Here is a 13,219-nt window from a genome sequence, read left to right on the forward strand (position 1 = left end):
GACCAATCTACACATGCACGTGTCAATTAATTTAAGACAACTGCTAAAATATTTTGATTAAAGTAGCTTTTCTCTTTTCTACTAGTGGTAATTAACCATTAAAATATTACAGTCTCGCTATTTGATAATAGCCCCAGATATAATCATCAATAGCAGCTTTGCACAAATACAGAAACTAAACCACGCAGCTTAACTCTATTTGTTAGGTGTCTTAGGTTTGGGAGGGTTACCGGATGACTGCCTTACAAGCTCATTAACATCCTGCGATATTATTGTCATCATTTTTTCATCAGTTATACTTTCTAAATCTAATTTTGATAATCGTCTGTTTAGAATCATCTTCAAGCTATTCCATATATTCCTAACTACCCTTGCATTGCCAAACTGACCTTGAGGTATACTCATTTTTAGGTTCTGGATATAATCTTTTAATAAACCTGACGCATCAGATTCAATAATATAGCCTTCTTTTTCTCCATATAAGTGAAGTATCTGCAAGAGCTCTTCAACGCTATAATCATTAAAGGTTACATGGTTAGTAAATCTACTTGGGAACCCAGGATTAGTAGTTAACAGCTCTTCAAGCTGCTCCTCATAACCTGCTGCTATGACAACTAATTTATCGCTGTGGTCCTCCATATATTTCAAAAGCTTATTTTGGGCCGTTTTAAAAAAGTCACCACCTTGATTATTATTACCAACCAAACCATAAGCTTCGTCGATAAATAGAACTCCTCCAAATGCTGACTCTATTAACTCTTGAGCATGACTAGAAGTTTGTCCTATAAACCCTGCAACTAAATCTTCACCTTGTATTTCTATAACATGGTTGTTTTTTTTAGTTAGCCCTAAAGCATACAAAATCTTAGAAAATTCTCTAGCAACAACTGTTTTTCCAGTACCAGGACTTCCAGCAAATAAGAAATGTCCAATATTTTGCGCACCTGCAGTAGCCAAGCCTTTACTTCCTCTGACTTTTTCTAAATTTAAACTATCTACAAGACCGTTTATATATCTCTTAACCTCATATAAACCTATCATTTCATTAATATTTCTCATTGAAACTTCTAAAGCATTCTCGAGATGGTTTGGATTATTTATTTGTCTATATAAGTCAGGCATAGGTAGCTTTGCCGTTTCCAATGTAGTGATTGTCATTACAATTTCTTTAGATAACTCTTCTTGTGTTTCATATATACGGTCATCTAAAAAGCTTCGTAACGTATTCCAGACTTTTAGAGCCTCTCCGGCATTACCAAATTGGCTATCTTTACTTTGTCGCTTAATGTACTCAAGGTAACCCGAAATTTCTGGTAGAGCATCTTCGTTTATAGTAAATTCTAACTTCTCTGCCTTAGATTGGATTATTTGTAAAAGTTCATCAGCATTATAATCTTCAAAAATAATTTCATTACTAAAACGCCTCTTAAAACCAGCGTTACTATCAATAAACCTATCTAAATCTTTAGGGTAGCCAGCCGCTATGACTACTAGTCTATGGTTATAGTCTTCCATAAGCTTTAGCAATTTATTTTGAGCAGATGCAAAAAAATCTGAATTGTCATTTGGATTTCCAGCTAACCCATAGGCCTCATCGATAAACAGAACTCCATCTAGAGCAGACTTTATAACTGCTTCAGCATGGTCACTAGTCTGACCAACATAGCTACCAACTAAGTCCTCTCCCTGTATTTCGACTACATGACCTTTTTTCAACATCCCTAAAGCTTTTAATATAAGACCAAACTCTCTAGCAACCGTCGTTTTACCTGTACCGGGATTTCCTTTAAACAAGAAATGCCCGGCATATAAATGCTCATTATTATTCATATCAGCGCGGATACGATTAACCTGAACAGACTTCACCATACTATTAACGCTATGCTTTACAGACTGCAATCCAATCATTTGATTAAGGTTTTGCATTGACTGCTTAAGTAGGTTTTCTGAATACTCAGGATTAGCAAAGTCGACATACTTTTCAGGTAAACAAGAGCTTTGAACGGAAGTATTAGCTATATCTTTAACTAAAATATTATTTTTTTGGCAATATGTATTATGGTTAGAGATAGTATCTTGAATTATATTTTCAACCATTCTTGCATTACTAAACCCTTTCTCACGACTGTCATATAAATATTTAAAAACATTTCTTAGACCTACTATAAGTTCTTCGCTGAAATCCAAAGCTGACGGCTTAATGGAGAACTTGTTGGCAATTTCAAATAACTGTTCTGGTGTATAGTCTTTAAAATCAACAGTGTAGCCAATACGGCTACTAAAGCCCTCGTTCATCTTTAACAAGTTATCCATATCATCTGAATACCCTGCCAAAATAACTATTAAATCATCTCTATCGTCTTCCATGCGCTTAAGCAACGTATCAACAGCTTCTTGAGAGAAACTACTGCCACCAGATTCAGCTCCCTTAGCAATAGAGTATGCCTCATCAATAAATAGAACTCCTCACAACGCATTATCACAAAGCTCATTAACTTTTGCCCGAGTATGACCTACATATTGAGCAATAAGACCTGAGCCATCCGTCTCTATTAGATGACCAGAGCTTAAAACGCCTTCTTGCTGCAAAATCCTAGCAATAATTCTCGCGCTTATAGTCTTTCCTGTGCCAGGATTACCTCTAAATACGATATGGCGTCGTGTTTTATTTACTGGAGAGGGGTTATTATTGTCAGCAACTATTTTATCAATAGTATCTTTTAATTCCTGCATACCAATTAGGCTACTCAACTCTTCTTGAGGAGTTTTGCTGTTTACATTAAACGCTTTAGGGTTCAAACTATTTTTCTTACCTGCAAGCCTCTGTATTGAAGAAAAGCTAATATCTAAGAGATCATCATCTTCAAAGCAGCTAATCCAATCTCGAACTCTTAACTGCTGTGACCTCATTACCATTAATAATGACTTTAGATCGCGCCAATCAATATCTTTATTACGTCTTAAATGATAGTACTGTATTAACCTTTTTAACTCGTCGTCTTTAGGTTTATTAATCTGCTTAAGACAATTACCTTTTGTTAGTAAGCTCTGAATTATTGGGTAATCCGTATAGTGAGTATTACGTCCTAAGTCTTCTAGTCTTGATTCAGGGATAATCACTAGGCATTTATTAATATTTTTAGACTGATCAATTTCAGACCATTGTTTAAAGAAATTATTCAATTGAGCAGTTTGAGCAGTATATCTATCAAAATTATCAATTACCAAAACTGTCCTTATATTTTGATCCTGAATAGCTGTATCCATTATTCGAACTGCTTCTGCGTCATCGATAGTATTATAATGATACTTACCAGAGACTTCCTCTCCACCTCGAAACAACCTATCATTAGCTGGTATCTCAGGCTGGTTCTCTTCAACTGAAAACAAGTCTACATTCTGTAAATCATCCAATGGCCCTGTGCCAAAAATATCATCGAAACTATTATTCTGTGAAGTTTGGTTTTTTAATAATATTTTCTTTTCAGTAGCTACTTTATTTTTATTAACTATAGATACGTGTGCTTTTGGATTATTCAGTAAGTCACGTGACTGCTGATCGATAAAATAAATATTATCAATATTATTATAAAATATTACTCGCTCATAGCCGATTGAAAAACAATGAGCATGAAGAGCTTCTATAAAACTGACAAACTTTAAAGACTTATCAACAAATTGATCATTAGTATCACCATAAAAAACAAATAAAGGTTCAACATTCTTTAAGTGTAGTCCGTCTACTAGTCTATCCATTAATAATAAAACTCCAGAATTTTACAAACATAATCTAAGTCTTGGCAAGCTACTATCAGCTATCCTAATAAGAACAAATGCTAATAACTTTACTTACCTGGATATACTCTTGACTCTCTCCAAGACGGCTTTGGGTATACCTTTACCCTCAATACTGTCATAACAATTCATCATGGCTGCTTCATGCGCAGGAAGACTTTGCTTATTACTGACGTCAATATTTGCTTCTTGCAAAGAATTAATAATTGCATTAGTCCTATGATCAGCATCTAAAGTTCTTAAATAGTTAGGTTGATCAGTGTTAATAGCAATGGTATTTTCAAATGTTGTCTCATTAGGTATTATAGTTACCGTGACTTTTGTATCGTCTGCAGTGCGAGCAGTACCAACCATATAAGACTCTTTTTCATCTTTTTTATCGTACCCTGCAATTTTTGGCTCAAAATGATATGCTTGTAAAACTCGTGCTATTCTTACTGCCATATCCTTTCTTTGTTGTGACGAAAGCACTCTATTAATACCTTCATTGATCACTTCTTTCAATTCATCGCTTAGTCCATCTTTATCTTTTTGCAGGCTTTCTAAATCTTTAAAAGTTAACTCTCTATAACCTTCTTCAACCTTCAACTTTATATTATTAATTTTATCGAATATCGCTTTGTATTTACCATTGGTCCACTCATCGAGCTTTAAGTCTGCATCACCTTTAAGTGCTATGATTTCGTTTTGTCTCGCTGATTCCATCAAGTATTCATAGGCAAGTATGGTTAAAGCATACTCATTATCAAACTTACTTTTCTCTTGCATCACATCAAACTCTAAATCAATTAAACTATTATGAATTACTTCTATATTAGCAATTGCTGCCTGAGTGTTACTTGATTCTAGCATTCTTCTAGCTGATTCTATACGTGAGGTTATATTACCAAGCCTCCCAGGCTTAAACCTCTCATAATCTGACTTAACTAGCCTACCTTGGTCACTCAATAAACTATGGATATATGCTTCCAAATCCTTCAAGCTATCTATAGCTAACTCTGCGCTCTTATGCTGCTGCTCAAACATCCTATGAATATCACTTTTAACTTCATTAATCTGAAATTGCTGACGCTGCGCGATTTCAGTATATTCTGTACGCATCTGTGATAAATGGTTATCTGTATAATTACTCAGCTCATATATCATATTTTGGCGCTGCTCAGCTTCAGCCTCCATATAACGGTTTAGACCATCATTCTGATTATCTAAAGACAACTTGAAACTTTCTTCTTGAATTGCTAAATTTCTAGTGAAATTTTCACTTTGTTTTTTTAGCCTTTCATTAAAATCATCTTGTTGTTTTTGGTATTGCTTTTGCAGATTATCTTGTGTAGTTCTAATAGAGGTTTTTAGCTGACTAATACTTTCCTTCGATTTGACGTTTTGCTGCTTCATTGCAGCATTGATTTTAGCATTATGACTTTGTTGTGCTTTCAGCGAGCTTTCAAGCGCATGCTTTTCTCTACGAAATTGAACAGCTTCATTTGTTACTTTTCTTTGGATTTTTCTCATGTCAGCTTGTAAACGATTATTAGTTGCTTGTAGCGTATGTAAAGCACTCATATTAAATCTCCTTTAAGTCAATACCTTTAGCAGGCATTCCTGTAATGAATATATCTCTATTAGCTACTATCACTTCTAACTGCCGCGGCCCTGAGTTAAAGGCTTTTTTATGCTCTATGAGTTTGTCTGTTAGAAAAACAACTTCTTGATTTGATGACCCTCTCAAACCCTTATTGTCATTCAATGAATCAACATATAGACCCGATATCAAAACATCAAGCTGTGAGAGCAGTTGCTTAGCTGCATTCCACTCTAACTGTTTCAGCTTGAAACCAGTGAAACAAATCACAGTTAATGTGGGCCTATGACGCTTAACTGCTGATAAGAACAGTGTCAACATAGCAGCCTGCATCATAGGCTCTCCTCCTGAGAGGGTTATACCTTCTATATCTTTAGTTTGAATCACCGCATTAATTAAATCATCGACTCTAATGAGATTAGCGGCTTCAAAAGGAATCCAGTCTTGAGACATGCAGTTTTTACAGTCGAAAGGACAACCTTGTAGCCAAATGACAAACCTTTTTCCTGGGCCAAGATTTGTGACATGTGGTTGATAGCTTGCAATATTAAGCAAATCATCCATCATTTTTAGCAACGATATGTTTTCTTATTTCATCGTCTATTTTATCTAACGCATGAGTAATATCGTCAAGCTTATCTAAAGAGTACTTAGTTAATTGCAATCCTGAAACTGACTTTGTAAAATCAATACGATCTCGCAAAGCTTCAACATTAGCAACTTGCTGCTTATCATACCCACTTTCAAACTCAGAAATAACTTTATTCAAATCTTTCTCTAGCTGTCTTACACCATCTAAGTCGCTAAACTCTTGGCTCTTATTATGAATCGAGTCTACCAAGTTTCTTATTTGCTCATCACACTCTATAATATTGTTCTCAGTCTCTTTAAGTTTTAATTTTTTGCTAGAAAGACTGGTTTTAAGTGTTAATAAATTATTCTCTAATAGAGTTAGCTCTCCCATATCGCATCGTTTCTCGATATCCCTATACTCTTCTATTTCGGACTTTAATTCTCTAATTTTTTGATTCCATTCTTCTGTATGTGCCTGTTGCTGCTTCTTAAGCGCTATACTACGCTCTAATTCTTCTACTTCCTGTTTTCTAATATTTATTAGGTCATTTTCATTTTCTAGATCAGACTTATTACTGGTAGCCGATTTCTGTTGTTTCAGGAGTTGCCTTCCTATCCCTGGAGAAAGATACTGTTTAATATGGCTATTATTCTGTAATTCATTTATGAAGCTCTGTTGCCATGTTACCAGTTTTTGGTTTTCAGCAATCAGCCTACCAATTAGAGTGCTTATTTTCGTTACATCATCCTCAGCTGAGGTATCTGCTAGGACTTTTATACTATCTACTTCACTATCAAACTTTTCGATAACCTTGTTAACAAGGACACTAAGATCATTTGGCATAAGATACTCCTAAGTTATGGAACGATAGTTTAGGCTAGTAAGTCGCCTAAGCTAACTTCCATCGTCTTGCTACTGTCCTCTGAATTTTTCAATACTAAGCAAGCTACATTAGCTCTGTTTAACTTAACACCAATATTGCAATAACCTTCTGCCAGCTCAGGAACCACATCAAACCTTTTTTCAAATTTTTTCTTATGTCTTCCGTTTAATAAGATATAGCCTTTAAGTGTAGTGCTTCTATTAGAGACAAAACACTTCACCTCGTCATTCCAAGTAACTTGATTAGGCACAATAATATCATTAGCCTTAATCATATTTTTTTCTATTATTTCTTTGGTACGTGTATTAATGAGCTGAAATACGATCGTATGATCATAATATTCTTTTATACTCAGCTGATCTGCTGCTATCAAAGCCGCTCCGTAAGATACTGCCCTTCGGGTATCAACTTTTGAAATAATATTAATTTTCGGGTCATCCTCTTTCATATTAAAATAACTAAGAATGCTATTTCTAACTAAAAAGTAGTGACTGAAACCACCAATAAAAAGTAAATGGTCAAAATTCAAATCCTCACCATAGTTGGATCTTATTTTATCTAATAACTTCGTAATCTCAATTTCTATAGATGGAAAAGCACCGTACACATCTGATGAAAAGACATTTTCATTTTGGAACTTGAATAATGCTAAATCATTGACATCTGGGTTTTCTAAATAATCAGGGTAATTCTCTTCAATCTTTTTACATACGTTATCTTTTTGGATGGCATCGTCAAGCTCCCAAACACCTTTTCGAAAATCATCACTAGCAAGTAGCGCCTCTTTTCCTTGCCTTTTATATATGTTAGTTAAGATTTGCTCAAGATCATAAACGCCTGCTTTATCTTCACTACCATCAAATGATAAGACTTTAATTAGGGTATCTTTAACTGTGCAATAGGCTACATCACAAGTACCTCCACCCATATCACAGACCAAAATTTTCTTTTCTTCACGAACAATTTCTCTATTTTTCCAAATAAAATAAGCTAAAGCTGATAAAGGCTCACTAACAAGTTGTTTAATGGGTAGACCTATCTGGTTAATCGCTGCTAATAGATTATTAGCACCATTATTGTTAGCCTGTTTTTGCCATTGCTCAGGAACAGAGACAACTAAATTATTAATTTCACCTACATTTTTTTCAAAGCTATCGGAAGAGTCTCTCAATAAATCACGAATAAAATCAGCTGTATATTCAATTGATTTGTTACTATCATTTTTGTTTAAATTGTTTTTGAAAAAACGGATTAGATTGACATTGTAATCATTAACCCAAGAAGAAATCGCATCTCTGCCTATGCCTATAAACTCATTATTACTTGGCTCGTAAGCGACAACCGTAGGCGTGCTTACCGCATCTTTATACTGGAACAAGACCACATTTTTACTATTGTCATCCCAATAACTAATCAGACTATTAGTAGTACCAAAGTCTAGGCCTACATTCATTGTAATTCCTTAGTAATCTAGAACATGTCTAAAGATGACACTTATCATTAAATAATATATCTATAAACACTATTTATAAAGCCTAAAAAATATCATTAGAAATCAGAAAAATTGATATACCTTACTTTACTCCCAGAACGGATGTTAAAAAAATAAGTTTTTTCTTGATTAACAGAGGTATATTTTAAGTTATCATTACAATCTATTAAAATTTTCTTGAACTTTTCTTTTTCTTCGTTAGACATATTAATACTATCCCCATTAATGGATAAAATACTCTGTGTAATTTGCGCTATGATATCTGCATCATCACGTTGTTCATCAAACACATCTATTTTTCTTACATCTGTAGTACTCACAATATAAGTTTTTAACAAGCTTTGATTGAATTTACAATTACTTGAAAAATCTGTTATATCACTTTGAATGTTTTGAGAAAAACGATCTGACTGATTCTCAGCTTCCATGCTATCATTAGTAATTTCAACTGTACCAACCTCCTCAGGAAAAACAATATTACTTTCAGGTTTGGTAGGCTCTAATTTCTTATCAGAAAACATAGGTTGTATTACGAATACAGTTACTAAAAAAATAAGCGCTATAACTACGATCCCAATGAGTACCATCACTCCTAAACTAATGCCATTATTATCGTGATTCGAGTTATTATTGTAATTCGAGTTATTATTGTAATTCGAGTTATTATTGCGATTCGAGTTATTATTGCGATTCGAGTTATTATTGCGATTCGAGTTATTATTACCAGACCCTGTACGCCCAACTACTTCACTTGTTTGTCCGGGATTATTATGATTGCTATCACTCTTTACAGGGCTTATAGTTGGTTCAGGAATTTTATAACGCTCATTAGATGCACCATCATTAGATGCACCATCATTAGCTGATATAAGTTCGTTATTTAGTTTATAACTATTCCCTTCTATCCTTTTTATTTCCTCATCTAGTTTTAGTTTACCAATTTCAAGACTATTAATAATTTTTTTAGCAAAACTAATAGATTCATTAGCATCATCATATAAATTCTTAAAGGCTTGAGAAGGATAATTAGAACCAGCTTGTAGTTTTTTTACTTCTAAACATGTACCTTCGTAGTCAACTACTATATAGTTATAAATTAGCTTCAGATTATCGAGATTACTTTCTTCTTTTGCTCTTGCTTCTTCTTTTACTCTCGCCTCTTCTTTAACTCTCGCTTCTTCTTTTACTCTCGCCTCCTCTTTCACTCTCGCTTCTTCTTTAACTCTCGCTTCTTCTTTAACTCTCGCTTCTTCTTTAACTCTCGCTTCTTCTTTTTCTCTTGCTTTTATAATATATACTGACTCTTTTTTTAAGTCTTCGTATACTTTAGACGAAATATCTTTCGTTGATTTTGAAACTATAGTCTCACAATACCCTTCATTACCTGAAGTATAAATTATAGAATAACTATCATATAACTCTATGCTATTAAAAAAAACCTCTTCACTGTTAAGATTATATACTATAATACTTTTTTATTATCAATTTTCTTAGTAGGTATTTTTGCCTTATTTAAGAGGCTATTAATTAAATCAATACCTTCTTTAAAAATACTACTATTTAAATCATAATCTTTACTGCTATCGGTATATTCTTTTTTAAACTTCTTATCATCTGATATAAAAAACCCTTTGTTATATTCTGAAAGTTCTTTTAATAATTTAACAATAACTTTACAGCATTCAACGCTGTCTGGTACTACTCCAGATAGTGAAATATAACTACCATAAAAACTGCCTGGGCGCTCTTTTTCTAACTCTTTAGCAAATCTATACTCGACAAAATAGGTCATTAATTGCCTAGTGTTAGTGCCTTCAACAATAGCAGTATCATATATGACAGCAGATACAGTATTTTCTGCATACTCTTCGCTACAGACACGATTATCTACTGTATTTATATTTTTGTTAGCAGTAATACCCTGACTAATATGCTGAAACCCATCTGGAACACCTATTATTCCCCAACCTATATTACTCATGTATGCTCCCATAAAACAACCTAAATACTCAATTTTGTATTTTCAAATCAACTCTAATGGACTACTTAAGCTTTCAACATCTATATACGTTTATAAATAAATAAAATTTATGATGTTTACAGTTTAAGTAGTTAAGGTAATAAGCTAGCTACCCATAAGATATCTATAGAATTTTTTAAATTGCGATTCAGGTTTTCTGAGAGGTTGTCCAGAAATACTCTCATACAAGAATTCAAATAATACTCTTGGTCGTTCCTCGTTGAATTTTATTAAACGATCACCTCTAAAGTCACCCACTGAATAGGAAGTAACAGCGTTAAGGATTTCATTATCATGATTTTCAGCTAAAAAATTACTCATTGTGACTGGTAAATGTTCTTGTATATACTGAACTACATCAGTCTCCTCCCTTTCATTCTTAGGAAGATTGTCCCATTTAGACATTAGTAATATCTTCTTATACTTCCTACTTTCTCTTACTTGCGTTTCTAAAATCTTATCATAAAAAGCCTTAATAATTCGGTCTTGCGGCACCTCATTATCGTCAGACTGCCCTTTTTGACACTCGCTTATTAACAGAAACGTACTATTTATATCAGACTCTAGAACCACTCTTAAAAAATCTGGTAAGTCACCTGTATATTTTGAAGAGTCACCTTGGTAGATAGCTTGGCACGCCTCTCCAGAGATATCTAAGAAAGTTATTGTCTTTTCAGGTTTATTACCTTTAGGGGTAAATATAATATTAAATCTATTAAAGTCTAGAGTTGCATTACTTTCAATTCTATATTTCTTAGGGTCAGTAAATGACATTATCATACGATTATATAATCGTTTCTCTAGATCATTACTTTTGTCTAAATCTAAACGACTTTGTCCCAAATCGCTCTGTTCCATATACTTTAACAGACTGGCTATTATGTATGATTTACCGCTTCCTGGTATACCAAACAAAAATACATAATTTTTGTTTTCAGCATCTTCATTAAGATCTGCTAAAATATCAAGATATTCATCATCAGTTAGCGTTCTTGAGAGATCTATCCTGGGTAATTCTTGAATATTTTCAGTTTCATTTGGTATATCAAAATCGGGTAAATTATCAATTTCTATACTTTCTTGTGTTGGATACTCTCTTTCTAGTCCTTCTTTTTCGTCACGCTCTCTTTCCCATGTTCTAAATCGCTTCAATTTTTCTTCTTGTGTTTCTAAATCTTGTACTTGTGCCTTTTCATTCAATTCTTGCTTCAAGTCACTTAAGTCGTTTTTGGCCAAATCTACGCTGTTGCTAACATTAGTATTCGGTAAATTTCTACCACGTTCTAATATTTTTTGGAGTGGACTTAGCTCTACTATTTCTGGAGTATTAACGCTATTTTCATCATAAGATTTATTCACTTCAAGCTCATTTTTGTCTTTTGGTAAATCATTTACATCAAATACATATTCTTGACTTTTATTATCAGACATTGGTACCACCTAAAATATAGTTAATTAATACAGATTTATAAAACTTTTACATTCTGTTGTTTTATCGGTTTTCTTCTCTGCATTTCATGACCGCTGATATTTAATGATGCATACATTAGAATCAACAGTAAGCCAACCCAATCAATAAAGAAGCTAAAAAATCCAATAATTATCATATTCAGCGGATGCTCTATGCTTGATTTAAATGAGAATACAATATTACCTATTTCTGAGTTTTCAAATTTAGATTGGGTGAAGTCAAAAACCGACTCATCATTGATAAACTCTTTGGTTTCTGTACCTATTAAATTAATACTCTCTACTGTTCTCATAATTGCTTTGTCACCCTCATTAACTATCAACTTAGGCTCTTCTAAAACATTACTAATCGAGTTGTTTACAGTATCCAATCTAAGTTGTTCGTTTCTTCTAATCAGGTTTTGCTGTTCTGCTGAATCACCTGATTGAAACTTTTGCTTCAAAATCTGATCAATATTTTCACTATATTTTTTTGCCATTTGCTCAGGCGAACCACTAAATGGTGTCAAATTCTCGCCAAGAAGACCCTCAATCTCTACAATAATACTTCTTGCACGTTCACCTATTCCAGAGTTAGTGGGATCTGTTATTTGATTAGTTAGCTGGTTCTTCAGAGTTGTTATTTTATTTATTTTATTTGTAGTATCAGGATCATAGTTTCTTAATGCCTTATCCGCTGCTGAGGTCACTCTATTAATTTCTGTTTTCTTTTCAAGTAGTTCTGTCTTATATAATTCACTCTTCATATAATTAGTATAGATAGCATTAAAATTACCTGCGAATGAAATTAAAGAGCAAACAAGGAACGCTATCATAGGGAATACATAAGAACGATTGTTTACTTTCATAAGACCAATAAAATAAGCAATGAAAAACAATATGGAACCAATACCTAGCGAGAACATCCATGCGAATACAGGGCCTAACATATTAGTAAATCCGACTGCTGTCTGGTAGACACTAATCATTAAAAATACTAAAAGAGGTATGAACAGAAAACCAGGTAACTTTTGCATGCGAAAAAACCTACAGTTGAAAAGAAAATTTTATGACAATATTTTCAGGAAGAATATTCCATTCCCATAAAGTGTTTCTAAAATCCTTAACTCTAGGACCACTCAATAGCTAGGGCATTTTGAATATCTGATACTCGTTCTGACAAGAACTGCTTTTTAAAGCACAAAAAATAAGATTGATATATAACCTTACTCTGTATTTATTTCTGCTATTAAAACGCACATTAATTGGGCTTCCAAGATACACTAATTAACATTTTTTATCAACAGAGTATACAATTATACAAATCGTAACATGCCGTTAACTACAGTATTTTTTGTAAAAGTTTCGACAGAAATAGCATATAAACATCCTTATGAGGCTGCTTATATTCACATTTTTCAAAA

The 13,219-nt window shown here is 33.3% G+C and carries 9 protein-coding genes and 1 pseudogene; all 10 read right to left on the bottom strand.

The window, feature by feature from the left end:
* Window positions 1-195: 195 nt before the first annotated feature.
* Window positions 196-2,313 carry an AAA family ATPase gene (locus JMV76_RS07555; protein WP_307783650.1) on the bottom strand — a complete coding sequence of 706 codons (2,118 nt, stop codon included), beginning with the start codon at window positions 2,311-2,313 and terminating at the stop codon, window positions 196-198.
* A pseudogene (locus JMV76_RS15170) lies at window positions 2,311-3,756 on the bottom strand (ATP-binding protein); the annotation flags it as partial. The gene JMV76_RS07555 and the pseudogene JMV76_RS15170, both read right to left, overlap by 3 nt.
* A 93-nt stretch (window positions 3,757-3,849) precedes the next feature.
* Window positions 3,850-5,358: a hypothetical protein gene (locus tag JMV76_RS07565; protein WP_201502208.1), complete on the bottom strand. Its 1,509-nt coding sequence runs from the start codon at window positions 5,356-5,358 to the stop codon at window positions 3,850-3,852.
* Window position 5,359: 1 nt separating this feature from the next.
* Window positions 5,360-5,944: a 4Fe-4S single cluster domain-containing protein gene (locus tag JMV76_RS07570; protein ID WP_201502209.1), complete on the bottom strand. Its 585-nt coding sequence runs from the start codon at window positions 5,942-5,944 to the stop codon at window positions 5,360-5,362.
* Entirely contained in the window at window positions 5,934-6,794 is an 861-nt protein-coding gene (locus JMV76_RS07575; RefSeq protein ID WP_201502210.1) for a hypothetical protein, read from the bottom strand. The genes JMV76_RS07570 and JMV76_RS07575 overlap by 11 nt, the downstream gene beginning before the upstream one ends.
* A 29-nt stretch (window positions 6,795-6,823) precedes the next feature.
* Window positions 6,824-8,287, bottom strand: coding sequence for an Hsp70 family protein (locus JMV76_RS07580; protein WP_201502211.1), 1,464 nt, complete (start codon window positions 8,285-8,287; stop codon window positions 6,824-6,826).
* 95 nt (window positions 8,288-8,382) lie between these two features.
* Window positions 8,383-9,531: a hypothetical protein gene (locus JMV76_RS07585; protein WP_201502212.1), complete on the bottom strand. Its 1,149-nt coding sequence runs from the start codon at window positions 9,529-9,531 to the stop codon at window positions 8,383-8,385.
* A 257-nt stretch (window positions 9,532-9,788) separates the two neighbouring features.
* Window positions 9,789-10,307, bottom strand: coding sequence for a hypothetical protein (locus tag JMV76_RS07590; protein ID WP_201502213.1), 519 nt, complete (start codon window positions 10,305-10,307; stop codon window positions 9,789-9,791).
* A gap of 144 nt (window positions 10,308-10,451) precedes the next feature.
* Window positions 10,452-11,777 (bottom strand): hypothetical protein, encoded by a 1,326-nt coding sequence (locus tag JMV76_RS07595; RefSeq protein ID WP_201502214.1) that lies wholly within the window; start codon window positions 11,775-11,777, stop codon window positions 10,452-10,454.
* 35 nt (window positions 11,778-11,812) lie between these two features.
* Window positions 11,813-12,832 (bottom strand): hypothetical protein, encoded by a 1,020-nt coding sequence (locus JMV76_RS07600; protein WP_201502215.1) that lies wholly within the window; start codon window positions 12,830-12,832, stop codon window positions 11,813-11,815.
* Window positions 12,833-13,219: the final 387 nt, after the last annotated feature.

The organism is Psychrobacter cibarius, assembly GCF_904845955.1.
Classification (GTDB): domain Bacteria; phylum Pseudomonadota; class Gammaproteobacteria; order Pseudomonadales; family Moraxellaceae; genus Psychrobacter; species Psychrobacter cibarius_B.